Genomic DNA, 26,418 nt, shown 5'->3' with positions numbered 1-26,418 from the left:
TCTTTTGCTTATACATTTTTATTTTCACTGCACAATTTGTATTTTTATACATACCTTTGTCGAATATATTGCTTGTCTATTTTTCTCATATTATACTCTAAATTGAATAATAATTTTACATAATAATATTAAAAGGGGAAGATAGTAATGACAAAATTAAAGAAATGTAAAGCTTGTGGAGAGGAAATATCCAAAAATGCAAAGACCTGCCCTAAATGTGGACAAAAGAATGCAGGAGGATGTCTTAAAACTGTACTAATAGGAATAGGAATATTAGTAATTATAGGTGCTATAGGCTCCTTGTTAGGAGATAAGAGTGACAAAGAGAAAAATGATGGTTCAAAAATAACAACTGAATCAAATTCAAAACCAGAAACTAAAAAGGAAGATGAAAACAAAATAAAAGCAGGAAATTATAAGGTCGGTCAAGATATGCCAGCAGGAGAATACATAGTTATTTCTTCAAAAGGATTAGGATATGTAGAAGTTACAAAGGATAGTTCTGGTACACTTGATAGTATAGTAATGAATGACAACGTACAAGGGAATACTATTATAACAGTAAAAGATGGACAGTATGTAAATCTAAAGAGTGCTGATATGTATGCATTTGATAAAACGCCTTCTCTTAAACCAGAAGATGGCATTTATAAATCTGGTATGTATAAGGTAGGCGTTCATATACCAGCAGGAGAATATAAAGTTGTTCCAGATTCAAATATGGGATATATTGAAGTTGACAAAGATAGTCTTGGAGGTTTACAAAGTATAATAACTAATGATAACTTACAAGCAGAAAAATATATAACTGTTCAAGATGGACAATATTTAAAAATCAAAAATGCTTCAATAAATACAAATAAGTAATTTATTTATAATTTATATAAAAATCTTTGATTATATAGACGTACTGACTTATTAAGACTACAAATATCACTATTTGTAGTCTTTTTGTGTACTGTAATTTAAACTGGACTGGCTGCGCAGCTGCTATTACAGCTAAAAAGGCTGGAGCAGAGGTTCATGTTTTTGAAAAGACAGATTTGTTATTAGGATTAGGAAATATAGGTGGAATAATGCGAAACAACGGTAGGTTTACTGCTGCTGAGGAACTTATTGCATTAGGTGCACCTGAGCTTATACATTTATGCGATAAAAATTCAAATCATAAAAATATAAAATTTCCTGGCCATGAACATGCTTCACTTTATGATGTTACGTCCATTGAACCCGATGTTAGAAAATTATTAACTGATATGGATATTAAACTTCACCTAATTACTAGAGTTACTGATATAGAGCAAAATGAAAAAATAATTAAAGGAGTTCGTCTATCTAATGGAGATTATATAGAAGGTGACGTAATCGTTGAAACCACTGGTTCTACGGGTCCGATGGGAAACTGTCAAAGATACGGAAATGGCTGTGCAATGTGTATATTAAGGTGTCCATCTTACGGACCTAGAATATCAATTAGTGAAAGAGCTGGAGTTAAAGATTTTTCTGGTGAAAGAAATGATGATAAGCTTGGAGCTTTTTCTGGCTCCTGTGAAGTTGCTAAAGACAGCTTATCAGAAGAGTTAAAGAATCAGCTAGAGACAACGGGAGTAGCAGTCCTTCAAGTTCCCTCAGAAGACGTTAATTATGATAAACTTGAAGCTAAAGTTTGTCAACAATATGCACTTAAAGAGTTTGCAGAAAATCTTGTAATGTTAGATACAGGACACGCGAAGCTAATGACCTCATACTATCCACTTGATAAATTAAGAAAAATACCTGGATTAGAAAAAGCAAGATATGTAGATCCTTTAGCTGGATCTCAAGGTAATTCTATTAGATATCTATCCGTTGCTCCTAGAACAAATGATATGAAAGTAATAGGAGTTGATAATTTATTCTGTGCAGGCGAAAAATCAGGTTTATTTGTTGGACATACTGAGGCTATTTCAACTGGAAGCTTAGCTGGACATAATGCAGTAAGATTTTGTTTAGGCATACCTTTATTAACTCTCCCTGCCTCATTATCCATAGGCGATATTATATCCTTTGCAAATGAAAAATCTCAAACAAGAGAAGGTAGGAAATCGAGATATACTTTTGCTGGATCAGATTACTTTAAAAGAATGAAAGACCTTAATCTATATTCTATAGATATTAAAGAAATAGAAAATAGAGTTAAAAAGGTAAGTTTAGATAACGTATTTAATCAAAAATTAGTCTAAATTAAATTTTTATGTTGTCGAAAACAGTCTCCAAAAATAGTACTTAATAATAGAATATATTAAGTACTATTTTAAAAGGGGGTATGCATAAATGAAATATGCAATAGCTGTAGGACATACCTTGTCAGGTGCTGATTATGGTGCTGTCGGATATCTAATCGAAAGCATATGTACTAGACAAATAGGAGAACTAGTTCAAAACTATCTCTTAGCACAAGGTCATACTGTTGTATTTTGTAGAATTGATAATGCTAGCTCAGTTGGGCAAAGCCTATCTTATAGAGTTAATAAAGCAAATTCAGAAAATGTTGATTTATATGTTGAGATTCATCTAAATGCAGGTGGAGGAACTGGTTCTGAAGTATGGATTTATAGAACCGGAAGTACTGCAGAACAATATGCAAGAAATGTTGTGAATAGTCTAGCAGAACTAAATTATCCAAATAGAGGAGTAAAAACAAGCCAAAATCTCTATGTTTTAAGAAATACGGTAGCTCCTGCTATATTAGTTGAATGCTGTTTCGTTGATAACAGAGCTGATGCTGACAGATACAATGCTGATGTCATAGCTAGAGCCATAGTAAAAGGACTAACTGGAACAAATTCAAACATCACTCCTGAACCATCAATACCGGTTACTCCTCCTAGTCCACCAAATAGCGGTAATAACAATATAAGAACCCTTCAACAAGAAATAAATACACAGTTTAATTCTGGATTAGTAGTTGATGGAATTGCTGGCCCTAAAACATTAGCAGCTGCTCCTATGGTTAGTCAAGGGGCTCGAGGTAATATAACTAAGTGGATACAACAGAAATTAGGCATTGCAGCAGATGGTATATTTGGTCCTCAAACTAGACAGTCAGTTATAAGTTTCCAAAGATCTAATGGATTATCTACTGATGGAATAGTTGGTCCAAATACATGGAGAAAATTATTAGGTTTGTAAATTAAAAAGCAGCACAATTGTGCTGCTTATATATTTTCCTTACTAAATAACTGTTTTATATTGCCCTTATGCCTATAAATTAATATGATTCCTGAAATAGTAGTTGTGACTATTATTGGTAAAGGTAATCTCATTATTACACAAGTTAGTGGAATTATTACTCCTAATATTATAGATCTAATAGCTACTATATCTGTAACTTTCTTTAAAACTATATGAAATATAGCTCCTGTCATTACTGGAATAGGGGCTATTAATACAAATGCACCAAGCGTAGTATTTACACCTTTTCCTCCATTAAATGAAAGAAAGGGAGTAAAATCGTGACCTAATATACTTGCTAAAGCTACCACTGAAATATATACTTCTTTATTTATAGATAAATTAAATTTTGTCCATATTAAAATACTAATTAGAACTGGAAGAAGTCCTTTTAGTATATCTATAACTTGAGTTATTAGTGATATCTTAGTTCCTGCAATTCTTTTAACATTTGTTGATCCTATATTTCCACTGCCTTTTGTCCTTATATCTATCCCATAAATTCTTTTAATAATAAGATATCCTGTTGGTATAGAACCACACAAAAATGCAACTAAAAAACTTACAATAATAATCATTATGCACCTCAAATAAATAATTTTCATCTTCTCGAGAACTTATTATAGCACACATTACTTAAATATAACATAATAAAAATAATTGTCACAAATTTAATTAAAGTATTAATCAAATTTGTGACAATCTTAAAGTCATCTATTTAACTTTATATATCCATCCTTCTGGTGCATCAATATCTCCTACCTGTATACCGCATAAAGTCTCATATAACTTTTTAGTAACAGGTCCCACTTCAGTTTCACTATAAAAAACATGAAGTTTATCATTATAATCTATTCCTCCTATAGGAGTAATTACAGCAGCTGTTCCACATGCACCAGCCTCTTTAAACTCATCCAAATTATCTATTAATACATCTCTCTCCTCAGTTTCAAGTCCTAAATATTCTTTAGCTACATGTAATAATGAATATTTAGTTATACTTGGCAGAATAGACGGTGAAACTGGAGTAACAAATTTATCATCTTTAGTTATTCCAAAAAAGTTTGCTGATCCAACTTCTTCAATTTTTGTATGAGTTGCAGGATCTAAATATATACAATCTGCATAACCTTTTTTTGCTGCAACTTCATGTGGATATAGGCTTGACGCATAGTTACCACCAACTTTTGCACCACCAGTTCCATAAGGAGCAGCTCTATCATAATCCGAAACCATAAAATTAACTGGTGTCATACCACCTTTAAAATATGGACCAACAGGTAAACAAAATACACAGAATATGTATTCTGGAGCTGCTTTAACTCCTATATTATCTCCAACACCTATTACAAAAGGTCTTAAATACAAAGTTGCTCCAGTTCCATAAGGAGGAACGTATGCCTCATTAGCTTTAACAACCTGCATACAAGCGTCTATAAACGTTTCTACAGGTACTTCAGGCATTAATAGCCTTCTACAACTTCTATTTAATCTTAAAGCATTTTGATCTGGTCTAAACAATTGAATTTCTCCATCTTTAGTCCTATAGGCTTTTAATCCTTCAAAACATTGCTGTCCATAGTGAAGTGCCGTAGAAGCTTCGCTTACTTTTAGCATATTATCTTCTACAAGATTACCCTCATCCCATTTCCCATCTTTCCAATTAGAAATAAAACGAAAATCTGTTTTTAAATATGAGAACCCCAAGTTACTCCAATCAATATCAACTTTTGTCATATAAATTACCCCCTTTAGGATTTGTTAGTTTTTTAAATAATTTTATTCTACACCAAAATTCCATATTTTTATATGAAAATTTAAAAAACTTGTTTAAATATTTATAAAAGCATACCTATCATTATATCTAAAATACCTTTGGTCTTCTTTAAGTTATCAACATAATCACTTATGTTGTTTTTATAGTAATCAATCCCTGAATCAGTTATAGTGTATATTTTTTTACTTCTTTTGTTTAAAAACTCATCGCCAAGCCACTTCGAATTAACATACCCACGTTCTTCTAAATCATAAAGAGTATCGTATACAGTTGATGAGGAAACAGGATAGGGGAGTGATGCATTTTCAAATTTGTTTCTAAAATCCTCTAAAATCTTATTCCCAAAAACCTCTTCTCCTTTAGATAATTTTTTTAATATGTAAAAAATATATAATTGTTTTGTATTAACTACATTTCTAGGAGCTACAAGTCTATTTCTCTGCATAAATTATCACCTCCAAACTATATTATACTCCAAAAATATACTGTGGCAAATTTACTCTTATTCTTCACTAAGTAGACAAAGTTTTATTCTTATTAACATTTTATGGTATAAGTGAATAACATATATTATACAAAAGAGATTGGAGTGATTAACATGTCAAGAAGAAGATGTGGCTGTTGTTCTACCACCACTAGAGACTGTTGTACCACAAGAAATCAGGGTATATGTAATCCGCCATGTGCATACAATTCTGGGTGTTCACAAGGATTTGGATGCGGTTACCCTTATAACTCAATTTTTGGTACCAACTGTTTCTTCAATAATCCAATGCTTATTTGGTTATTAGTGCTTGGAAGAGGTCGTTTTTTCAACTTTTAATACTAAAAACTCCTTGCTTTAATGCAGGGAGTTTTTAATATTATAATGAGTTATATAAGTTTTTCATATATAAAGCATCCTTTTCTAATATAGGACTTTCACATATTATGCAGCCTTTTACATTATAATCAATGAATGCCTTTAGGCAAGCTTTTATATTAAAATCACTTTCAGCTAATGGAAGATGATTTCTTTCGCCCTTATCGGTATAATTTATTCCTGATAAATGAATATGTAAATCTTCTAAAGCATCTCTTCCTAATTCTTCACCTACATATTCAAGGATTTCTGCAAAATCTTTATATTCCTTTAACAAGCCAACACCTCTAGCATGAATATGTGAAAAATCAATACATATATTGCAGCTAGAAACAGCTTTTGCTATGTCTACAAGCTCTTTTATATCCCCAAACTGTGATGCCTTTCCTGTAGTCTCTAACCTATATGTAACTAAATCTTTAGGCAATGTTTTAAGTTCATTTTTTATCTTATCTAATGTGTCTTCTTTAGAAGCTTTAAGATAATAACCAGCATGGAAAACTAAGCTTCTACCTCCAACTGAAGCTAAAGCTTCTGCACCTTTTATTATTCTCTCCTTAGATTTATAGATTTTTTCCTCTTCATCTGCATTTAAATTAACGTAGTAGGAACCATGAGCAGACAGATAGAAATTATATTTTTCTTTCATTTTAATTATGTTTTCTCTATTTTTATTAGTAACATTAACGGATCTTACAAAGGGAAATTCCATTGCATCTAATCCAATACTATTAAGATATTCTATTCCACTTGCATAATTAAACTTCTCTCCATTACCTAAAGGTATTCCAGATATTCCAAATAATAATTTATCCATAGTTTTACCACCTATAATTTATATTTATTCCATAGTATATCAAAAAACAATATATCGCTTCAAGAATAATTTCCCAGGAAATTCCAATAAACAATAAATTTGCTTTATTTATTTTTACTTAATATAATTTATTAAGAGAATACAAAGTTAGGTGATGAATATGGAAGAAAGATTACAAAAATATATGGCTAGGTGCGGCGTTGCATCAAGACGAAAATGTGAAGAATTTATTTTAGCCGGCAAGGTGAGCGTAAATGGAGTAACGATACTTGAATTAGGTACAAAAATAGATATAAATACAGATAAGGTTTATTATAACGGTAACTTAATTAAACTTGAGGAAATTAAAAGATATATAATGTTAAATAAACCTACTGGAATAATAACTTCTGTAAAAGATGAAAAGAATAGAAAAACTGTTATAGATTTAATCGACGTTAAAGAGAGAATTTATCCAATAGGAAGACTAGATTTTGATTCATCAGGGTTACTTTTACTAACAAATGATGGTGACTTATATAATAACATCATACATCCAAGAAAAAACCTCTATAAAACTTATATAGCAAAAGTTGTAGGCTCTTTTACTAATTCAGAATTAGAAAAGTTTAAATCTGGCGTTGATATAGGAGGTTATATAACAGCCCCTTGTAAAATTTCAGTTATATCTTCTGATAATAAGTATAGCAAAGTAAAGATAAGCATAATGGAAGGTAAAAATAGACAGATTAGAAAGATGTGTTCAGCTTTTAATCATGAGGTTATAGAATTAAAAAGAATCTCAATTGGAAACATAAAACTTGATAAACTTGAAGTAGGTAAATGGAGAGAGTTATCTACTCAAGAAGTAGATTATATAAAGACTCTTTAAATTAAAAAGGAGGAAGTATGTTTAATTTAGTTAAAGACATAAGTTCTATATCTCATGATATTATATTTAAATACACACAAAATAAGGGAATAGCTATTGACTGTACTTTGGGAAATGGTCATGATTGTGATTTTTTGAAAAATATTTTCAAAAGAGTAGTCGCTTTTGATATACAAGAAATTTCTATAGAGAACTACAAATCTAAAGGATATGAAAATGTTGAGTTAATATTAGATTCTCACGATAAATTAGATTTTTATGTTAATGAAAATGTTGACTGTATTATTTATAATTTAGGTTATTTGCCTGGAGGAGATAAAAACATAACTACAGTTTCTGAGACAACTTTAAACTCAATTAAACAAGGACTTAATTTGCTAAAATCAGGTGGAATAATGACAATTGCCGTTTATTATGGACATTATGAAGGGCTTCTAGAAAAAACTTGCATTTTAAACTATTTAGAAACCCTGCCTAAAAATAAATACGGTATTATGAAGTTAGAGTATGTTAATAGAGATAATAACCCACCGTTATTGTTAATTATAGAAAAGAAATAAAATTGTTATTTCTTTGTTGTAGGAATTGTAAATAAATGATAAAATGAATTTATATTAATTAACAATTGCAAAAATGATGGGAGTAAAACAATATGGATTATTTTCAAAAACCTAATGAAGAAAATCAAGATTTGATGAGAATCATTCAAATAAAATTTTCTAGAATGAGCAAAGGACAAAAGTTAATTGCTGAATATATTCTAAAATATTATGATAAAGCAGCCTTTATGACAGCAGCAAGACTTGGAACTTCTGTTGGTGTTTCCGAATCTACAGTGGTTAGATTTGCAAACGAACTTGGATTTTCAGGATACCCAAAGCTTCAAAAAGAATTACAAGAACTAATTAAAAATAAATTAACTACAGTTCAGAGATTAGAGCTATCAAATGACTATATTTCTGAAGAAAACGCTTTAAAAGGTGTTCTAAAGGCAGACATAGAAAACATAAGAGCTACCTTAGAAAAAATAAATCACAAAACCTTTGAAGATGTTGTTAGATCTATTTTTATGGCAAAAAGAATTTACATAATAGGTTTAAGAAGTTCAACTGCCTTAGCTGAATTTTTAGGATTCTACTTAAATGTAATTTTAGACAATGTTAAAGTTGTAGGTTATGGAATTTCAGATATATTTGAACAGATGATTAATGTTGGTGAGGGTGATTTAGTTATAGGAATTGGATTCCCAAGATATGCAGCTAAAACTATAGACGCTTTATCTTTTGCTCACTCAAGAAAAGCTAAGGTTGTAGCTATTACAGACTCACTGCTATCTCCTTTAGCTACGCAATCAGATTTAACTTTAATTTCTCAAAGTAATATGGCTAGTTTCGTAGATTCATTAGTAGCGCCTTTATCTGTTATAAATGCACTTATTATAGCTGTAGGTATGAGAGAAAAAGATAAAATCACAAATACTTTTAACGATTTAGAAGAAATATGGAAAGACTACAATGTGTATTCCTACAATAGAGGAAAGATTTTAGAAGAGTAGCACTTAAATCAGCTTTATTTATGTGAAGCTGATTTTATTATTTATTGACAATATAACATTTTAACATTTATTATTAACATGATTTTATTTATAGAGGTGATTATTTTGAAAAATGTAGTAGTAATCGGTGCTGGTCCAGCTGGTATGATGGCAGCTATTTCTGCAGGAAAGCATCACAAGGTTACATTAGTTGAAGGAAATGATAGATTAGGCAAAAAGCTTTTTATAACAGGTAAAGGAAGATGTAATGTTACAAATAAAAAGGATATTTCAGAATTTTTTAATTACATACCTGGAAATCCATACTTTCTTTATAGTGCTTTATATGGTTATACAAATGAAGATGTCATTAATTTCTTTGAAAGCAAAAATATCAAATTAAAAACTGAGAGAGGGGATAGAGTGTTTCCACTATCAGATAAAAGTTCTGATATTATTAAAGGATTAGAGTCGGCTCTAAGAGAAGCAAATGTTAATATTTTATTATCTAGTAAGGTTAAGGATATAAACTTTTCTAACAATATGATTGATTCTATTATTTTAGATAATAATCAAAAAATATCCGGAGATCATTTCATTTTCTGTACTGGGGGACTTTCTTATCCTTTAACAGGTTCAACTGGAAAAGGTCTTTCTTTATCTAGAAAATTAGGGCACAACATTATAGAACCCAAACCTTCCCTTGTTCCTATCGAAACTATAGATGCTTGGGTTAAAGAATTAATGGGATTAAGCTTAAAAAATGTAGAATTAAAAGTTCTAAAAGATAATAAAACTGTATTTAAGGATCAAGGCGAAATGCTATTTACCCACTTTGGAATATCTGGACCATTAGTTTTAAGTGCATCTCGTTATGTAGATATGTCAAAATCTATGGAGGTCTCAATTAATCTTAAACCAGCTTTAACAGAAGTGGAGCTAGATAAGAGACTACAAAAAGATTTTCAAAAATATCTTAATAAAGATTTTAAAAATTCTCTAGATGACCTATTACCTAAAAAGTTAATTCCAGTAATTATAAAGTTATCCAAAATCGATGAAGATAAAAAGGTTAATTCTATAACTAAAGAGGAAAGAAAAACCTTAGTTTCTTTACTACAGAGTTTAAAAATGAAGGTAAAAGGACTACGACCTATTGAAGAAGCAATAGTTACTGCTGGTGGAGTTGATACTAAAGAAATAGACCCCTCTACAATGAAATCTAAATTAATTCAAAACCTATCCTTTGCTGGAGAAGTTGTAGACGTAGATGCTTTTACCGGAGGTTATAACGTTCAAATTGCATTATCAACAGGCTATTTAGCTGGAAATTCCATATAGAATAAATTAATTTATTTTTGTCATTATTATGATATAATATCTTAGAATACTAATATTGAAAAGGAGAATTACTTTGAATATTTCAGTTGCAATTGATGGTCCAGCAGGAGCAGGAAAAAGTACCATAGCCAAAATCATAGCTAAAAGATATAATTTAATGTATATAAATACTGGAGCAATGTATAGAGCTGTAACCCTTGTAGCTATGAATCAAGATATATCTGTTGATAACATATCTAAACTCATGTCCTTAATGGAAAGTATGGAAATGCATTTTGAAAACGATAATTTAATCCTAAACGGTGAAAATATTCAATCACTATTAACTACACCTGTTATAAGTAATAATGTTTCAAATTATGCTCAGATTCCTGAAGTTAGAAGAAATCTAGTTAAACTTCAAAGAGAAATGGGTAAACAGTATAACGTTATAATGGATGGTAGAGACATAGGCACTGTGGTTTTAAAAGATGCAAAATTCAAATTCTTTTTAACTGCTTCTCCTGAAGAAAGAGCTAATAGACGTTATGAGGAATTAAAAAATAATGGTTTAGATGTTAAGTATGATGATATTTTAAGTGATATAATAAAAAGAGATTACATAGATTCTAATAGAGAAGTTGATCCTCTAATTAAAGCCCATGATGCTATAGAAATTGACACTACTGGATTAGATATAGATGGCGTTGTTAATAAAATTTCTAATTATATTAATGGTAGTGTAAAATAAATATAAAGGTGATAAAATGAGAAGAATATTACTAGCTCAAAATGCAGGATTCTGCTTTGGAGTTAAAAGAGCTGTTGATGAAGCTATTAAAAACAAAGAAAAATATAATAAAAAAATTTATACCCTAGGACCTTTAATACATAATAATGACGTGGTATCGATGTTAGAAGATAATAATATCTATGCAATCAGTATGGATGATATTAAAAATTTAACTTCCGATGATGTTGTATTAATAAGATCTCACGGAGTTTCTAAGAAAGTAATTGAAGAACTTGAAACTCATGGAGTTACTACTGTTAATGCAACTTGTCCTTACGTAACTAACATACAAAAAAAAGCTGATAAATATAATAAAGAGGGTTATAAGGTCATTATAATGGGTGACAAAAATCATCCTGAAGTTATAGGAATAAATGGATGGGCTGATGATAATGCCTTAGTTACTAAAGATGGTAATATCATAGAACCTTTACCTGATAAAGTGTGTTTATTATCTCAAACCACAGAAAAACAAGAAACTTGGGAAAAAACACTATCCTATGTTTCAGAACATTCTAAAGATGTTTTAGCTTTCAATACTATATGTTCTGCTACAGAAGTTAGACAAAAAAGTGCAATGGAAATATCAAAAGAAGTTCAAGTGATGATAGTTATTGGAGGTAAAAATAGTTCAAATACCACAAAATTATTTGAAATATGTAAATCTAACTGTTCCAAGACCTATCATATTGAGAACGCTTCAGATATTCCATTTGAATTAATAAATAATAAAAGTATAAATTTAATAGGAATTACTGCAGGAGCCTCAACTCCTGATTGGGTAATTAAGGAGGTAGTTGAAATTATGGAAAATGAAAATTTAGTACAAGAAAATCAATTAGATCTAATGAATTCTATGGATAGAAAACTTACTATAGGTGAGGTTATTGAGGTAGAGGTTTTAAAAGTAGATCACGACGCTGCTTATGTAGCAATTCCTGGTTATAAATTAGATGGAAAAATCCCTAAATCAGAATTTTCTTTTGACAAGGTTGATAACTTTAGTGAATTGGTAGTTGTTGGTCAAAGCATAAAAGCTAAGGTTTTAAGTTATAATTTTGAAGGTTATGTATTACTATCTAGTAAGGAGCTTCAAAGAGAAATAGCATTAGAAGAATTAGCAAAAGCTAAAGAAGATGAAGCTACTCTTGATATAACAGTATCGAATTCTGCAAAAGGTGGATTAGTTTCATACTATAAAGGAATAAGAATCTTTATACCTCAATCACAAATATCAGTGGCTTTTGTTAAGAATTTAGAATCATATTTAAATAAAACTTTAAAAGTTAAAATTCTTAATATTGAAGAGGGAAATGTAATAGCTTCTAGTAGAGTTATCGAAGAAGCTGAAAAGAAGGTAGTTGAGGATGCAGCTTGGAGTGCTATTACTGATGGAGATGTTGTTAAAGTTAAGGTTTTAAGATTTGCAGACTTTGGTGCTTTTGTTAATGTACATGGTGTAGATGGACTTATACCACTTTCATTAATGAGCTATGGAAAAATATCAAAAGCTTCAGAGGTTTTAAAAATAGGTCAAGAGATAGAAGCAAAAATAGTTGCATCAAATAGAGATGAAAATAAGTTAACTTTAAGCATAAAAGATTTAATTGAAGATCCATGGACTAATATAGAAGAAAAATATCCAGAAGATACCATAGTAATAGGTAAAGTAGTGAGACTATCCGATTTTGGTGCTTTTGTAGAATTAGAAAAAGGGGTAGATGGATTATTACACATCTCTCAAATATCTAGAAAGAAAATAAATCACCCATCAGAAGTACTTAAAGTTGGGGATGTAGTAAAAGCAAAAATAATCAATGTTGATAAAGAGAAAAGGAAAATTGGATTAAGTTCAAAAGTTTTAGAGTAAGTCTTAAAAGAGTTCTTTCTAAGTTTTTAGAAAGAACTCTTTGTTATTATCTTCAAACTAATAGAATATACTTAAATAAGGGAAGCAATAGGAGGTAATATTAGTGGAAGATTATTCAAAAATATTGTCTAATTATAATATAGAAGGATATAGTATAAGCTTTAAAGATAATGACTATATAGTTGACTGCAAAAGCGAAATGTTTATGCTTCATACATATAGAAGCAAAAAAACACAGTTAAAAGACTTTCTACAATTTTACGAAGATTTATATAACAATGGTTTTAGAAAAATAGGTAAAATCATTAAAACTAATAACGGGAACAAGTATATTAAAGCTAGAGATACTTCATATTTTCTTACATCATATTTTAGAGAAGATACTGATTTCGTTTATAACATAGATTTTTTTAAAAATTCAATATTGTTACTAAATAAATTCCATAGATGTACCATAGAATTACATCCTGAGAAATATAATTTTAAAAGGGAATATACTAAATATATAAAAAGGTATTTGAAAAGAATAGACTACATGCTTAATTTAAAAAATACTATATCTAATAACATAATTAAATCTTACTTTGATAATCAGGTTTTAGATATTCTAGTAAATTACGATGAAGTACTTACTAACTGCAAAAAGATTTTTAGTAACCTATCTACCATTAAAAATAAAACTCCTCATCGATATAAGTTTTCTGCAAGTGGAATCACAATAGATGATTTTACTAAATCAGATAATAAAATTAAATTAAAGAACATAAATAGGATTAAATATAGTTATTATCATATGGATATAGGATCTCTTTTAAACAGCATTTTAAATCAACCATCAGTAAACTGGGATTACCAAACTTTTAATGACTTAATAGAGATTTATAAGAAAAATTATAATTTTTCTCTTGAGGATATTTATTTGATTTTAGGCTTTACTGCATTCCCCTATAAGTTTTATGATATTTGCAGGGATATTTATAAAAAACACTCTCATAAAAATATTTCAGAATATAAGTTAGCGCTAAATAATATATTATCACAGAGTGAAAATGTAAATACATGGTTTAAATTTTATGTAGAAGCTACCGATATATAGATTAAAGTGGATTTCCATATGTAAATGTTAAATTATTCTAAAGAGCTATTTATATGTTTATTAATATAGAGTAAAATTAATGATGGGGCTTGGGAAGAAGCTCCTACAGGTTAGGGTTAAAAGGATTTGATGAAGCTCTTCGAGCTTCTACAGGTTAGCGGTGATAGTTAATAATGAATCTAATGGAGCTTAGAAACGCTCCTACAGATTATATGTGTACACAATATAGGTGGTGATTTAAGATGAAGACTGAAAGACTAAATAAGAATAATAGACCATTAGTTGAAAAGGCTATTAAAGAAGCTATTAAAGTTAATCCTTTAAATGAAGATTTTTTATCTGAATATGATTCTAAATCTTTTGTGATGAAATTTTTATTAAAGTCTTCTTTTGATATATATATTTTAAATGATTCAGTAGGATATATATGGTATGAACATTTAAGCAATAATGTATTTAATATAAAAAGCTTATATTTTCCGCCTAGTTTTTCTGAACTTCCTATATCATTTTTCACTAAAAATCATTCTTATAGTTATGAAAGTATTGCTAATGAGGATAGTATTTCTTTACTTAAATCATTGGATTTTAACATTTATTCTGAGAGCTATATTCTTGAAAAAACTATTGAAGACTTTTCTTTTAATGATATCGAAGATATTAGTTTTAGATATGTTAAAACTAAAGATGATATAAATGCTAGAGTTACATTGCAAAACATTATCTTTGATGAAGATAGTAGAGTTCCTTTAGAGACTACAGATATACTATTTGATATGAAGCAAGAATATTATATTAACGATTTAGCTATTATCATGTATTTTAAAGATAAGGCTATCGGCTATGGACAAATAATAAAAAATAATACTTATACTGTTGTAAACTTTGGCATCTTGCCTGAGTATAGAGGACAGGGCTTAGGCAGACATTTTCTTAATTACATTATATCTCTTGCTAAAAGAAAAAACATTAAAGAACTTTCTATACGTGTTTCTCCTAATAATGTAAAGGCCATGAACCTTTATAACTCTGTAGGTTTTTATTTTAAAGAACATATATTGACTTGGAACAAATAGGATTATTTTAAAACCTAGAGAAATCTCTAGGTTTTAAAATAATCCTTCTGTTGGTACATAAGAACTTTTTGTATACATCAATGAAGGGGTAAGTTTATCATTGTAGTAACTTCTATCTGCAATGAAGTTCATATCTTTATTACGTAGATGTCCGTTATTAGGATTCATGTATTCATCATTATTGTCTAGTGATTTTAAATCATACATTTAAATCCCTCCTTTTTTTTAGTTTTCTCAAATTTATAATTTTTATTACTAAATTTTTTATTTTTATGTTATAATTTATATTTGATAAAATACTATTGGAGGAAACAATACATGACTAATTCAATATATATTGATAAGATACAAGGTGAAGAAAATTTATCAACTAATTTAACTCAAACCTTTCATATTTCCACTTATGGATGTCAAATGAATGAAGAAGATTCAGAAAAAATATCAGGAATGCTTAAAAGAATAGGTTATTCAAATACTGAAGTTAAAGAAGATGCCGATATCATTATATTCAACACATGTTGTGTTAGAGAAAATGCAGAAAATAAGGTTTTCGGAAATTTAGGTCAATTAAAGAAACTAAAAGAAGAAAGACCAAATCTAATTATAGCTATTTGTGGATGTATGATGCAGCAAAAAGGAATGGCTGATAAAGTTCTTAAAACTTTCCCTTTTGTAGACATAATTTTTGGTACACACAACTCTTATAAGTTCCCTGAATACCTAGATAGAGTTCAAAAAGATGGCGTTCAAGTAAAGGAAATTATAAATAAAGAGGATGGAATAGTAGAGGGTCTCCCTATAGATAGAAAAAGTGATCTTAAAGCATTTGTTACTATAATGTATGGTTGTAATAACTTCTGTACTTATTGTGTAGTTCCTTATGTAAGAGGGCGTGAAAGAAGTAGAAAACCAGAAGATATAGTAAAAGAAGTAGAAGAATTAATCTCTCAAGGATATAAAGAGATAACTGTACTAGGCCAAAATGTTAATTCTTATGGTAAGGATTTAAATGATGGAATGTCTTTCGCAAAACTACTTAGAACTTTAAATGAAGTTAAAGGACTTGAAAGAATAAGATTTATGAGTTCTCATCCTAAGGATTTAACTGATGATGTTATTTTAGCTATAAAAGAATGTGATAAGGTATGTGAACAAGTACATCTACCAGTTCAAAGTGGATCATCAGCAATACTGAAATCTATGAACAGACATTACACTAGAGAACAATACATCGAGTTAGCTAAAAAGATAAAAGCAGAAATTCCGGAAGTTTCTATAACTACAGATATCATAGTTGGATTCCCTGGTGAAACTGATGAAGACTTTGAAGATACTCTAGAGTTAGTTAAAGAAGTAGAATACGATTCTGCCTTTACATTTATATATTCAAGAAGAAATCATACTCCTGCTGATAGAATGGAAAATCAAATTCCAGAGGAAATCAAGCATGAAAGATTTAATAGATTAGTTAAGACCTTAAATGAAATAGTAGAGAGAAAAAATAAAACATACGAAAATAAAACTGTTGAAGTTTTTGTAGAAGGAACAAGTAAAAACCAAGAATCAAGACTTACTGGAAGAACTAGAAACGGTAGACTTGTTAACTTTGAAGGTTCAAAAGATTCTATAGGAAAATTAATTAATGTAAATATAACTAAAGCTGGTTCATTCTCATTAACTGGCGAGGAATGTAAATAAAAGCTCTTATTTCAAGAGCTTTTAAACTAATTTAGGAGGGTAATTATGGCTTTAACTCCAATGATGCAACAATACTTTGAAATAAAAGAAAAGTATAAAGATTGTATCTTATTTTTTAGATTAGGCGATTTTTATGAAATGTTTTTTGAAGATGCTGAAGTAGCTTCAAAAGAATTAGAACTTGTTCTAACAGGAAGAGACTGCGGTTTAGAGAATAGGGCACCTATGTGTGGTATACCTTACCATGCTGCTAACTCTTATATTGGAAGACTTATTTCTAAAGGCTACAAGGTAGCTATAGGGGAGCAGGTAGAAGATCCAGCATTAGCTAAAGGAATAGTCAAAAGAGATGTAATAAAGGTAATAACCCCAGGAACATTTACAGATACAGCTTTTATTGATGATAGTAAAAATAACTTTATTATGTCTATATATAAATCTAAAGAAAACTTATGCGCTATATCTTCAACAGATATTTCAACTGGGGACTTCTACTGTACTAGTTTTACATATGATATTTCTTTAATTGGAGATGAAATATCTAAATATAAACCATCTGAAGTGATATTAAATGATGATTTTAGAGATCATACTGCTCAATTTGCTTTAATATATAATGGACTTATCTCTTTTAGAGACAATATGTATTTTGAGAATGACTATAGCTATCTTTATGATCAATTCAAAGATATAGAGTTTAACTTAGTTCAGGATGAAAAAAAATCTTCAATTAATTCATTAATAAAATATATTATAGATACTCAAAAAATGTCTTTGTCTAATATTAATACTATAAACTTCTATAATATAGAAGACTTTATGACTATAGATGCCTCTTCAAGAAGAAACCTAGAGTTAACTGAAAATATTAAAGATAAAAATAAAAAGGATTCTCTACTTTGGGTATTAGATAAAACTAAAACTTCTATGGGATCAAGAACCTTAAGAAGATGGATAGACGAACCCCTAATTTCCTTAGAAAAGATTAATAGTAGGCTAGACGCTGTAGATGAGCTTCGTAATACCTTAATAGATTTAGAAGAGCTTAGAGAAGCTCTAAAGGCCATATATGATATAGAGAGAATAATAGGTAAGGTATCTAATAAAAATGTATCAGCTAAAGATTTAATTAGCTTAAAACTCTCTTTATTTAAGGTGCCAACTATTAAAAATATAATCTCTAAGTTCAATAGTTCTTTATTTAGTACATATTACAATGACTTAGATGAATTAGCAGATATTAGAGATCTACTAGAAAATTCTATTTTAGATGATCCTTCTTTATCTATAAAAGAAGGAAACATAATAAAAGACTCTTATAATGAAACTATTGATAAGCTTAGAGAAGCTAAATTTAAAGGTAAAGAGTGGATTGCCGCTTTAGAAAACCAAGAAAGAGAGTTTACAGGGATTAAATCCTTAAAGGTTGGATATAATAAGGTTTTTGGATATTATATTGAAATAAGTAAGGCTAATTATTCAAATATACCTGAAGGTAGATATATAAGAAAGCAAACCCTTGCAAATGCAGAAAGATTCATAACAGATGAGTTAAAGAAAATTGAAGACGATATATTAGGTGCAGAAGAAAAACTTATCGCTTTAGAATACAATGTCTTCTGCGAAATTCGTGATGAAGTTGAAGCTGCCGTGGATAGATTAAAACTTACAGCAAAAATTATATCTGAACTAGATGTAATTTCAACCTTCTCAAAACTAGCTATGGAAAATAACTATGTTAGACCTAAGCTAAATAATTTAGGAAAAACTACTATTACAGAAGGTAGGCATCCTGTAGTTGAAAAGGTAATTGATAGAGGAGAGTTTGTATCTAATGATACCAAACTTGACATTAAAGATAATCAATTATTAATAATCACAGGTCCTAATATGGCTGGTAAATCTACATATATGAGGCAAGTTGCTCTTATAACTTTAATGGCTCAAATAGGGTGTTTCATCCCTGCAACATCTGGTGATATAGGAATATGTGATAAAATATTTACAAGAATAGGTGCTTCAGATGATTTAGCTGGCGGTAAATCAACATTTATGGTTGAAATGTGGGAAGTTTCAAATATATTAAAAAATGCAACGTCGAACTCTCTAGTCCTTTTAGATGAGGTTGGACGTGGAACCTCAACTTATGATGGTTTAAGTATAGCCTGGTCTGTTATAGAATATTTAAGTAAAGGTAAACTAAAACCTAGAACATTATTTGCAACTCACTATCATGAATTAACTCAACTAGAAGCTGAGATTAGTGGGGTTAAAAATTTCTCTGTTTCTGTTAAAGAAATAAACGATACTATTATCTTCCTTAGAAAAATAGTTCCAGGTGGAGCAGATCAATCTTATGGAATAGAGGTTGCAAAATTAGCCGGGTTGCCTACTGAAGTTATAGAAAGAGCTAAAGATATACTTGAAGGTTTAGAAAAAAATCAAACATCAAAATCTAAAATAGAAACTAAAGAAAAACCTAAAGCTAAAACTAAAAATAATGTAGATACTTCCATGCAGATGGATTTTGGGTCCTTGGCTAAAGATGGGATGCTAAACAAATTAGCTACCCTTGATATATTAAATATGACACCAATGGATGCTATGAATAATCTACACAATATTATTAAAGAAGCTAAAGAGCTTCTAAAATAAAGGAGGTGTTTCTCCCTTTGAAAAGAATAAATATATTAGATTCACAAACTTCAAATAAAATAGCTGCTGGTGAAGTAGTAGAAAGACCTTTTTCTGTAGTTAAGGAATTAGTAGAAAACTCTATAGATGCTTCTAGCAAAAATATTATAGTTGAAATAGAAAATGGCGGAGAAACTCTTATAAAAGTTATAGATGATGGTGATGGTATTCACAAAGAAGACATATCAAAAGCCTTCTTACCTCACGCAACCTCTAAAATTAAAGAAGTAGAGGATATATACAATATAATGACCTTGGGCTTTAGAGGAGAGGCATTAGCATCTATTGCCTCTATATCTAAAACCATACTAAAATCTAAAACTTCCTCAGAGGATATTGGAGTTGAAATATCTTTAACTGGGGGAAGTATAGATCATATTGTAGAGCGTGGAGTAAATAAAGGAACCTATATAGAGGTTAGAGATTTATTCTTTAATGTACCCGCTAGAAAAAAATTTATGAAATCTCAATCAAGAGAAAGTGCTTTAATTAATGATATATTAACTAGGATTGCTATAGCTAATCCTAGCATAGCCTTTACTTTGATTATGAACGGGAAAAAGGCTTTTCAAACTTTCGGAAGTGAAAAAGAAGAAGATGTTCTTAGAACTATTTATGGCAAAAACATCTTAGAAAACTTAGTTTCCTTTGAAGCCTCTACAGATATAATAACTGTTCATGGTTTCGTTGGAAAAGAAGAGATTGCAAGAGGAAGTAGGAATAATCAAAGTATTTTTATTAATGGAAGATATATAAAAAATAAAACCATCACAGCCTCAATAGAAAATGCTTTTAAGTCTTTTGCTACAGTTAATAAATTCCCATTTTTCGTAGTATACATAGAAACTTATCCTGAATTTATTGACGTAAATATACATCCAACCAAAGCAGAGATTAAATTTAAAGATGAGAGAATTTTATACAAGGTGGTTTTTGATGCAGTTCATAATGCTTTAAAAGAAAATGTAAAAGCTTCTTTTATGGATGATGAAGTTTCAAAAGAAGAAATATATGAAAATGTACATTTTGAAGATACCTCTTCTTTCAGTGAAACTCCCCCTAAAATAGTTCCAGAGGTTACTAAGCACGTATATCCTGAATACTCTGCTGAAACTTATTCAGAGCAAAAATCAGTTGAATTACCTGTAGATCTTAAAAGTGCAAAACCAGAAATAAAAGAGATTAATGAATCCTATGAAATTAGTACTCACTCTGCACCTATCTCTACAGAATCTAACAACTATGACAGTACAATACCTGAACCTAAGCTGCCACCGTATAGGGTTATAGGTCAATATAACAAAACCTATATACTATGTGAATATAATGAAAATCTATACATTGTAGATCAACATGCAGCTCATGAGAAGTATCTCTTTGAAAAGTATTATGATTCTATCAAGAATAAGGAAGTAGAGATTCAACCTCTATTAATTCCATCTGTAATTCAGCTTACTTTAGATGATTATGTTTATTATGAAGATAATTTAAAAGTTTTTGAGGATGCTGGATTTACCTGTGAACCCTTTGGTGTAAATACCATTGCTATAAAAGAGGTCCCATACTTTTTAGGTAAACTAGATCCTAAGGGTCTATTTTTAAGTATTCTAGATAACCTTAAAGCCTTAGGAAGCGGCACTACCTTAGAAGTAAAATATAATAAAATAGCAACCTTATCTTGTAAGTCTGCTGTAAAGGCTAATAATGAGTTAACCTTAGAAGAAATGAAAGAACTTATAAATCTTATGAGATATATGAAAGATCCTTATCATTGTCCTCATGGAAGACCTACAATAATTAAAATATCTAACTATGAACTAGAAAAAAGATTTAGGAGAGTTACCTAAAATGAATGAAAATAACAAAAAAAAATTAGTAGTTATAGGTGGTCCTACAGCAGTTGGCAAAAGTGATATAGCTGTTAAACTTGCAAAGGAATTAAATGGAGAGATAATTTCAGCTGATTCCATGCAAATCTATAAACATATGGATATAGGTTCAGCTAAAATTTCAAGAGAAGAAATGGATGATATTCCTCACTATTTAATAGACTTTCTTGATCCTAGAGAAGAATTTTCAGTTTCGGATTTTAAAGATATGTGTCTAAAGATTATGGAAGACATCTATTCTAGAGGAAAGTTACCTATAATAGTTGGTGGTACTGGATTATATATAAATTCTATAATTTGTGATATGACTTTTACCGAAAGTGAAAAAGATGATGAGTATAGAGCACAGCTACTTAAGCTATCAGAAGAGCATGGAAATGAATTTATACATAATATGCTTAAAGAAGTAGATCAAGTATCCTCCGAGCAGATTCACTATAATAATGTAAAGAGGGTAATCCGCGCTTTAGAAGTATATCATTTAACAGGAAAACCATTTTCATCTTACAATCTAGGAGAAAGTATATATAACTGTGATTATGATTTACATTATTATGTTTTGAATATGGATAGAGCTAATCTTTATGAAAGAATAAATTATAGAGTAGATCTTATGATTTCAAAAGGTCTTCTTGATGAAGTTAAAACTTTAAAAAACATGGGATTAACAAGTGATATGCAGTCAATGAAAGGTATCGGATATAAAGAGCTTCTAGATTACCTTAATGACAAAACCTCTTTTGAATTTGCTATAGAATCAATTAAGCAAGGAAGTAGAAACTATGCTAAAAGACAGCTTACTTGGTTTAGAAAAGATCCTAGATCTATATTTATAGACAAGGATACTTTTGATGGTGATATAGATATTGTTAACAAAATAACTGGTGACATAATACAATCTTAAGAGTATAATAGAATTAATTTCTTATGGAAATATGGAGGATGAGTTTATATGAATAAGCAAAATAATAACTTGCAAGATATCTTCTTAAATGGCGCAAGAAAAAATAAAATAGCTGTAATTGTATACCTTACAAATGGCTTTCAATTAAAAGGATACGTTAAAGGTTTTGATGCATTTACTGTAATTTTAGATTGTGATGGAAAGCAGATGATGATATATAAGCATGCCATTTCAACTATAAACCCTGCAAAAATAATTTTATTTAATAACGAGAATGTATAATATATACTCTCTATGCAGTGCATAGAGAGCTTTTATTTGATGAAGTATTTAAAAAACGGAGGATATAAATGTTAGATTTAACAATAGAATATATAAAGAGTCAATATAATATAGGTGAAGAAACTATAAATCTATATAATAAAACAATAGTGGATATTCAAGATCAATTTAAAATCTATGATGAGATAAGAGAGTATAACCAAATCAAAGTCTTAAAAGCTCTTCAAGAAGAAAGAATAAGCGACTCTCATTTTACCAATTCTTCTGGTTATGGTTATGGAGACATTGGTAGAGATGCTCTAGATAAGGTATATGCACATATATTTAAGGCAGAAAGTGCTCTAGTAAGACCACACTTTGTAAATGGAACTCATGCAATAGGTACAGCCTTGTTCGGTAATCTTCGTCCAAATGACACTATGCTTGCCGTAACAGGAACACCATATGATACACTACATAATATAATAGGTCTTGATGAAGGCAAAAAGATAGGTTCTTTAAAAGAATATGGAGTAAATTATAAACAAATTGATTTAACTGAATCAGGGGATTTTAATTACGATGAGATAGAAAAAATATTAAAAGAAGATTCTTCTATAAAATTAGTACACTTACAAAGAAGTACAGGTTATGGTTGGAGAAATTCTTTTAGTTTAGACGCCTTAGAAAAAGCTATACACTTTATTAAAAGCATAAAAAATGAAGTAATTGTTTTTGTTGATAACTGCTATGGAGAATTTATAGATACTAAAGAGCCTACAGAAGTAGGTGCAGATTTAATAGCAGGTTCATTAATCAAAAATATAGGTGGTGGAATTGCTCCAACAGGAGGGTATATAGCAGGTAGAGAAGAGTATGTTACTCAAGCTGCCTACAGACTAACTGTTCCTGGAATAGGAGGGGAGTGTGGTTCAACTTTTGGCGTAATGAGAAGCTTATACCAAGGATTGTTTTTAGCCCCACATATAGCAATTGAAGCACTAAAAGGAGCTATTTTCTGTTCAAGAATATTCGAACTTGCTGGATTTGAAGTACTTCCTAAGTTTAACGACAAAAGAAGTGATATAATTCAAGCTATAAAGTTTGGAAACAAAGAAAAGCTTATTGCTTTCTGTAAGGGAATACAAAAAGGCTCTCCTATAGATTCATTTTTAGAGTGTGAGCCATGGGATATGCCAGGATATAATGATCAAGTTATAATGGCAGCTGGTGCCTTTATTCAAGGATCAAGTATAGAATTATCTGCTGATGCACCAATTAGAGAACCATACATAGCATACCTTCAAGGTGGTTTAACCTTTGATCACGCTAAAATAGGTATACTTATAGCTTTATCAAAGGTATTAAATATACAGTAATCTATAAGTTTGCATAATATAAAAAACTGGCTTAACGCCAGTTTTTTAATATGCTCTAAATAATCCTACAAGTTTTCCTAATATAGCACAGTCATCAACTATAATAGGCTCCATAGTTTTATTTTCTGGTTGAAGTCTTATATGATCTTTTTCCTTAAAAAATCTCTTAATAGTAGCTTCATTTTCTATTAAAGCAACTATTATCTCTCCGTTTAAAGCAGTAGTGCATTGTTCAATAATAGCTAAATCACCATCATTAATTCCAGCATCAATCATACTTTCACCAGAAACCTTAAGCATAAATAATTCTCTATCATGTTTTATATATTCAATAGGTATAGGAAATGAATCCTCTATATTTTGTGTAGCTAATATAGGAGTTCCCGCAGTAACCTTACCAACTATAGGTATGTTAAGCATTTCTCTTTTCGCTGCATTTAATTCAACTATTTCTAAAGCTCTTGGCTTAGTAGGATCCCTTTTAATAAAACCCTTTTTCTCAAGTCTCTTAAGATGACCATGAACAGTTGAGGTTGACTTTAAATCTACAGCCTCACATATTTCTCTTACAGACGGTGGGTATCCTTTGTTTTCAGTATAAGTTTTAAGAAATTTATATATTTCTGATTGTTTATCCCTTGTCATTATTAACACCTCTCTAACTGATTCCTATTATAACATACGTATTTCAAATATTCAAACCTATGTTCCCATAAGTTAATTTGATTAGTTTATGCTAATTTGATATAATCTTGTTTGTAATAAAATAAAAGGAGATTTATAATGGATAAGACCAATGTTTTTAATAATTCCAAATTTGTAGATGACGATAATTGTATATATGATTCAAATAAAATTTGTGATAATTGCGGAAAATGTTTAGAAGCTGAGGGAGTAGACATCAGGGCAATTAAAATCGAAGACATTGCTAAAGTATCTGAAGAAACTTCAATAAAAGCAAGTGAATCCCTTACCCTTGAAGAAGAAATAGATGATCAAGAAGATAGTGTAGAAGTTTTTGATGAATCCAACTTTTTTGAGGAAGAAGAGTACGAAGATGCATGGGATCACATCGAATATATAGATGATGTTCAAAATATTTTAGATGATGATATTGCATTAGAAGAAAACTCAGAGGAGATTTACCCAGGATTAATTAGGATAAAGAGATTTTAAAAAAGTCTCTTTATCCTTTTTTATTTGATTTTTCATTTAACCAGAAAACTGTTTAAGAAGTTAAGCAGTTTTCTGGTTAAATGGTTAACTGGTTAACTGCTTATAAATCATTTAAACAAGTTTCTTATTAATACTGAGACTAATAGTTTATAAAAAGAAAAAACTTCTACAAATCAGATGTTTATAACTTTGATAAAGGATTTTGTTTTACAGCTTCTCTTAAGACCTCATCATCAACATGAGTATATATCTGTGTTGTAGATATGCTATCATGACCTAAAATGCTTTGAAGGCTTCTTATATCTACATTTCCATGCTTATACATGAGAGTAGCAGCAGTGTGGCGTAATTTATGAGGAGTGTATTTTTGCTCAGTTAATCCGGCTTCTATCGTATATTTCTTTACTATTCTTTCGACGCTTCTTTTATTTATTCTCGTTCCCTTAGAACTTATAAAGAGAGCATCATTGTCGTTTTCGGATATATTTTTTATTTTTTTTCTTTCTATCATATAAGAATCTAAAGCTTTAATGCAAGCTTCGTTTAAATAAACTGTTCTCTCCTTATTACCTTTTCCTATAATAGTTAATATATCTCCCTTAATTTTAGATATATTTATACCACAAAGCTCTGAAACACGCACTCCACAATTTAAAAATATAGTTATCATGCAATAATCTCTAGCATAAAATTTATAACTTCTATCCATAGAGTTTAAAAGTTTAATAGACTCATCCAAAGTTAAATAAACAGGGTGGCGCTTATTAAGTTTTGGAGATTCTAACTCTTTAGCTGGATTATTTCTAACTATTCCTTGTTTTCCTGATAAAAAATTAAAAAAAGACTTTAAAGCAGCCACTTTCCTAGCCCTAGCATAAGTTCCGTTTTCTCGTTGTTTTTCTGCAAATGAAACAAATGCATACAAATCCGAAAGTTTTATACTATTTATAAAAGCCTCATCTATAAAACTTAAATCAATCTCATTAAATTCAGTATTCTTATGAGCTTTACCTTTATATATTGCTATAAACCTAAAAAACATCATAATGTCAATTCTGTAGCCATCAATAGTATTAGGGGATTTCCCTCTGATTGTACTTAGATAATTTAGAAAATCAGCTAGTAATTCAGGAATATTCTCATCATAAGCTATATTTATATCATATTTCATTAAATTTTCTCCTTTGT

The 26,418-nt window shown here is 29.7% G+C and carries 25 protein-coding genes; 18 read left to right on the top strand and 7 right to left on the bottom strand.

The annotated features are described in order from the left end of the window. The first annotated feature begins 147 nt into the window (after nucleotides 1–147). From BUA92_RS01745 to BUA92_RS01735, 3 genes are all read left to right on the top strand, one after another. A complete protein-coding gene (locus BUA92_RS01745; protein WP_073016064.1) occupies nucleotides 148–867 on the top strand; it encodes a zinc ribbon domain-containing protein in 720 nt (239 codons plus the stop codon). 86 nt (nucleotides 868–953) lie between these two features. Continuing rightward, the gene (locus tag BUA92_RS01740; protein WP_073016063.1) at nucleotides 954–2,222 is read left to right on the top strand and encodes an FAD-dependent oxidoreductase; all 1,269 of its coding nucleotides are present in this window, start codon (nucleotides 954–956) and stop codon (nucleotides 2,220–2,222) included. 91 nt (nucleotides 2,223–2,313) lie between these two features. Then, a complete protein-coding gene (locus tag BUA92_RS01735; protein ID WP_073016062.1) occupies nucleotides 2,314–3,171 on the top strand; it encodes an N-acetylmuramoyl-L-alanine amidase in 858 nt (285 codons plus the stop codon). Nucleotides 3,172–3,197: 26 nt separating this feature from the next. On the opposite strand, the gene plsY is transcribed toward BUA92_RS01735, so the two are convergent. The 4 genes from plsY to BUA92_RS01715 all read right to left on the bottom strand — a co-directional run bounded on the left by plsY (nucleotide 3,198) and on the right by BUA92_RS01715 (nucleotide 6,669). After that, nucleotides 3,198–3,794, bottom strand: coding sequence for a glycerol-3-phosphate 1-O-acyltransferase PlsY (gene plsY, locus BUA92_RS01730; protein WP_175550842.1), 597 nt, complete (start codon nucleotides 3,792–3,794; stop codon nucleotides 3,198–3,200). A gap of 133 nt (nucleotides 3,795–3,927) precedes the next feature. After that, a complete protein-coding gene (locus tag BUA92_RS01725) occupies nucleotides 3,928–4,950 on the bottom strand; it encodes a branched-chain amino acid aminotransferase (protein WP_073016060.1) in 1,023 nt (340 codons plus the stop codon). 101 nt (nucleotides 4,951–5,051) lie between these two features. Continuing rightward, on the bottom strand, nucleotides 5,052–5,435 hold the full coding sequence (locus BUA92_RS01720) for a PadR family transcriptional regulator (protein ID WP_073016059.1): 384 nt from the start codon (nucleotides 5,433–5,435) through the stop codon (nucleotides 5,052–5,054). A gap of 418 nt (nucleotides 5,436–5,853) precedes the next feature. After that, on the bottom strand, nucleotides 5,854–6,669 hold the full coding sequence (locus BUA92_RS01715) for a TIM barrel protein (protein WP_073016058.1): 816 nt from the start codon (nucleotides 6,667–6,669) through the stop codon (nucleotides 5,854–5,856). Nucleotides 6,670–6,829: 160 nt separating this feature from the next. Here BUA92_RS01715 and BUA92_RS01710 point away from each other — a divergent pair, with 160 nt between their 5' ends. The 8 genes from BUA92_RS01710 (at nucleotide 6,830) to BUA92_RS01675 (ending at nucleotide 15,229) form a co-directional block, all read left to right on the top strand. After that, nucleotides 6,830–7,540: a pseudouridine synthase gene (locus BUA92_RS01710; RefSeq protein WP_073016056.1), complete on the top strand. Its 711-nt coding sequence runs from the start codon at nucleotides 6,830–6,832 to the stop codon at nucleotides 7,538–7,540. Between the two features lie 17 nt (nucleotides 7,541–7,557). Next, on the top strand, nucleotides 7,558–8,100 hold the full coding sequence (gene mnmM, locus BUA92_RS01705) for a tRNA 5-(aminomethyl)-2-thiouridylate-methyltransferase MnmM (RefSeq protein ID WP_073016054.1): 543 nt from the start codon (nucleotides 7,558–7,560) through the stop codon (nucleotides 8,098–8,100). A gap of 92 nt (nucleotides 8,101–8,192) precedes the next feature. Next, nucleotides 8,193–9,095 (top strand): MurR/RpiR family transcriptional regulator, encoded by a 903-nt coding sequence (locus tag BUA92_RS01700; RefSeq protein ID WP_021802066.1) that lies wholly within the window; start codon nucleotides 8,193–8,195, stop codon nucleotides 9,093–9,095. Nucleotides 9,096–9,200: 105 nt separating this feature from the next. Beyond that, a complete protein-coding gene (locus BUA92_RS01695) occupies nucleotides 9,201–10,415 on the top strand; it encodes a BaiN/RdsA family NAD(P)/FAD-dependent oxidoreductase (protein WP_139259265.1) in 1,215 nt (404 codons plus the stop codon). 73 nt (nucleotides 10,416–10,488) lie between these two features. After that, on the top strand, nucleotides 10,489–11,145 hold the full coding sequence (cmk, locus tag BUA92_RS01690; RefSeq protein WP_073016050.1) for a (d)CMP kinase: 657 nt from the start codon (nucleotides 10,489–10,491) through the stop codon (nucleotides 11,143–11,145). A gap of 16 nt (nucleotides 11,146–11,161) precedes the next feature. Continuing rightward, complete coding sequence (locus BUA92_RS01685) at nucleotides 11,162–13,057, top strand: bifunctional 4-hydroxy-3-methylbut-2-enyl diphosphate reductase/30S ribosomal protein S1 (protein WP_073016048.1); 1,896 nt, start codon at nucleotides 11,162–11,164, stop codon at nucleotides 13,055–13,057. 103 nt (nucleotides 13,058–13,160) lie between these two features. Further along, entirely contained in the window at nucleotides 13,161–14,153 is a 993-nt protein-coding gene (locus BUA92_RS01680; RefSeq protein ID WP_073016045.1) for a protein kinase family protein, read from the top strand. A 242-nt stretch (nucleotides 14,154–14,395) separates the two neighbouring features. Beyond that, entirely contained in the window at nucleotides 14,396–15,229 is an 834-nt protein-coding gene (locus tag BUA92_RS01675; protein ID WP_073016043.1) for a GNAT family N-acetyltransferase, read from the top strand. Between the two features lie 33 nt (nucleotides 15,230–15,262). On the opposite strand, the gene BUA92_RS23115 is transcribed toward BUA92_RS01675, so the two are convergent. Continuing rightward, nucleotides 15,263–15,436, bottom strand: coding sequence for a hypothetical protein (locus BUA92_RS23115; protein WP_175550819.1), 174 nt, complete (start codon nucleotides 15,434–15,436; stop codon nucleotides 15,263–15,265). Nucleotides 15,437–15,547: 111 nt separating this feature from the next. Here BUA92_RS23115 and miaB point away from each other — a divergent pair, with 111 nt between their 5' ends. The 6 genes from miaB to BUA92_RS01645 all read left to right on the top strand — a co-directional run bounded on the left by miaB (nucleotide 15,548) and on the right by BUA92_RS01645 (nucleotide 24,054). Then, on the top strand, nucleotides 15,548–16,927 hold the full coding sequence (gene miaB / locus BUA92_RS01670; RefSeq protein ID WP_073016041.1) for a tRNA (N6-isopentenyl adenosine(37)-C2)-methylthiotransferase MiaB: 1,380 nt from the start codon (nucleotides 15,548–15,550) through the stop codon (nucleotides 16,925–16,927). Nucleotides 16,928–16,972: 45 nt separating this feature from the next. Continuing rightward, a complete protein-coding gene (gene mutS / locus BUA92_RS01665) occupies nucleotides 16,973–19,582 on the top strand; it encodes a DNA mismatch repair protein MutS (protein ID WP_073016039.1) in 2,610 nt (869 codons plus the stop codon). Nucleotides 19,583–19,599: 17 nt separating this feature from the next. Continuing rightward, on the top strand, nucleotides 19,600–21,468 hold the full coding sequence (gene mutL / locus BUA92_RS01660) for a DNA mismatch repair endonuclease MutL (protein WP_073016037.1): 1,869 nt from the start codon (nucleotides 19,600–19,602) through the stop codon (nucleotides 21,466–21,468). 1 nt (nucleotide 21,469) lies between these two features. Beyond that, entirely contained in the window at nucleotides 21,470–22,414 is a 945-nt protein-coding gene (gene miaA / locus BUA92_RS01655) for a tRNA (adenosine(37)-N6)-dimethylallyltransferase MiaA (protein ID WP_073016035.1), read from the top strand. A 48-nt stretch (nucleotides 22,415–22,462) separates the two neighbouring features. Further along, nucleotides 22,463–22,696: an RNA chaperone Hfq gene (gene hfq, locus BUA92_RS01650; RefSeq protein ID WP_021802076.1), complete on the top strand. Its 234-nt coding sequence runs from the start codon at nucleotides 22,463–22,465 to the stop codon at nucleotides 22,694–22,696. 68 nt (nucleotides 22,697–22,764) lie between these two features. Next, on the top strand, nucleotides 22,765–24,054 hold the full coding sequence (locus BUA92_RS01645) for a methionine gamma-lyase family protein (RefSeq protein WP_073016033.1): 1,290 nt from the start codon (nucleotides 22,765–22,767) through the stop codon (nucleotides 24,052–24,054). A 45-nt stretch (nucleotides 24,055–24,099) separates the two neighbouring features. Here the strand turns inward: BUA92_RS01645 and lexA are convergent, their stop codons facing one another. Next, complete coding sequence (gene lexA / locus BUA92_RS01640; RefSeq protein ID WP_073016030.1) at nucleotides 24,100–24,699, bottom strand: transcriptional repressor LexA; 600 nt, start codon at nucleotides 24,697–24,699, stop codon at nucleotides 24,100–24,102. A 138-nt stretch (nucleotides 24,700–24,837) separates the two neighbouring features. Between lexA and BUA92_RS01635 the strand changes: the two genes are divergently transcribed. Then, nucleotides 24,838–25,230 (top strand): hypothetical protein, encoded by a 393-nt coding sequence (locus tag BUA92_RS01635; RefSeq protein ID WP_073016028.1) that lies wholly within the window; start codon nucleotides 24,838–24,840, stop codon nucleotides 25,228–25,230. Nucleotides 25,231–25,411: 181 nt separating this feature from the next. Here the strand turns inward: BUA92_RS01635 and BUA92_RS01630 are convergent, their stop codons facing one another. Next, nucleotides 25,412–26,401, bottom strand: a complete 990-nt coding sequence (locus BUA92_RS01630) for a tyrosine recombinase XerC (RefSeq protein ID WP_073016025.1) — start codon at nucleotides 26,399–26,401, stop codon at nucleotides 25,412–25,414. Nucleotides 26,402–26,418: the final 17 nt, after the last annotated feature.

Origin of the sequence: Clostridium intestinale DSM 6191 (genome assembly GCF_900130055.1) — a bacterium.
Taxonomy (GTDB): Bacteria; Bacillota; Clostridia; order Clostridiales; family Clostridiaceae; genus Clostridium_T; species Clostridium_T intestinale.
The sequence above is the reverse complement of the archived record's forward strand: the minus strand, read 5'-3'. Positions and strand labels throughout refer to the sequence as shown.

Excerpts from the sequence above, each read along its gene's own strand:
- mutS (WP_073016039.1), top strand. The coding sequence starts at position 16,973 with ATGGCTTTAACTCCAATGATGCAACAATACTTTGAAATAAAAGAAAAG.
- BUA92_RS01645 (WP_073016033.1), top strand. The coding sequence starts at position 22,765 with ATGTTAGATTTAACAATAGAATATATAAAGAGTCAATATAATATAGGT.
- BUA92_RS01635 (WP_073016028.1), top strand. The coding sequence starts at position 24,838 with ATGGATAAGACCAATGTTTTTAATAATTCCAAATTTGTAGATGACGAT.
- hfq (WP_021802076.1), top strand. The coding sequence starts at position 22,463 with ATGAATAAGCAAAATAATAACTTGCAAGATATCTTCTTAAATGGCGCA.
- lexA (WP_073016030.1), bottom strand. The coding sequence starts at position 24,699 with ATGACAAGGGATAAACAATCAGAAATATATAAATTTCTTAAAACTTAT.
- BUA92_RS01675 (WP_073016043.1), top strand. The coding sequence starts at position 14,396 with ATGAAGACTGAAAGACTAAATAAGAATAATAGACCATTAGTTGAAAAG.
- BUA92_RS01630 (WP_073016025.1), bottom strand. The coding sequence starts at position 26,401 with ATGAAATATGATATAAATATAGCTTATGATGAGAATATTCCTGAATTA.
- BUA92_RS01735 (WP_073016062.1), top strand. The coding sequence starts at position 2,314 with ATGAAATATGCAATAGCTGTAGGACATACCTTGTCAGGTGCTGATTAT.
- BUA92_RS01685 (WP_073016048.1), top strand. The coding sequence starts at position 11,162 with ATGAGAAGAATATTACTAGCTCAAAATGCAGGATTCTGCTTTGGAGTT.
- BUA92_RS01725 (WP_073016060.1), bottom strand. The coding sequence starts at position 4,950 with ATGACAAAAGTTGATATTGATTGGAGTAACTTGGGGTTCTCATATTTA.
- BUA92_RS01700 (WP_021802066.1), top strand. The coding sequence starts at position 8,193 with ATGGATTATTTTCAAAAACCTAATGAAGAAAATCAAGATTTGATGAGA.
- BUA92_RS01720 (WP_073016059.1), bottom strand. The coding sequence starts at position 5,435 with ATGCAGAGAAATAGACTTGTAGCTCCTAGAAATGTAGTTAATACAAAA.
- BUA92_RS23115 (WP_175550819.1), bottom strand. The coding sequence starts at position 15,436 with ATGTATGATTTAAAATCACTAGACAATAATGATGAATACATGAATCCT.
- BUA92_RS01710 (WP_073016056.1), top strand. The coding sequence starts at position 6,830 with ATGGAAGAAAGATTACAAAAATATATGGCTAGGTGCGGCGTTGCATCA.
- mnmM (WP_073016054.1), top strand. The coding sequence starts at position 7,558 with ATGTTTAATTTAGTTAAAGACATAAGTTCTATATCTCATGATATTATA.
- miaB (WP_073016041.1), top strand. The coding sequence starts at position 15,548 with ATGACTAATTCAATATATATTGATAAGATACAAGGTGAAGAAAATTTA.
- BUA92_RS01715 (WP_073016058.1), bottom strand. The coding sequence starts at position 6,669 with ATGGATAAATTATTATTTGGAATATCTGGAATACCTTTAGGTAATGGA.
- miaA (WP_073016035.1), top strand. The coding sequence starts at position 21,470 with ATGAATGAAAATAACAAAAAAAAATTAGTAGTTATAGGTGGTCCTACA.
- BUA92_RS01745 (WP_073016064.1), top strand. The coding sequence starts at position 148 with ATGACAAAATTAAAGAAATGTAAAGCTTGTGGAGAGGAAATATCCAAA.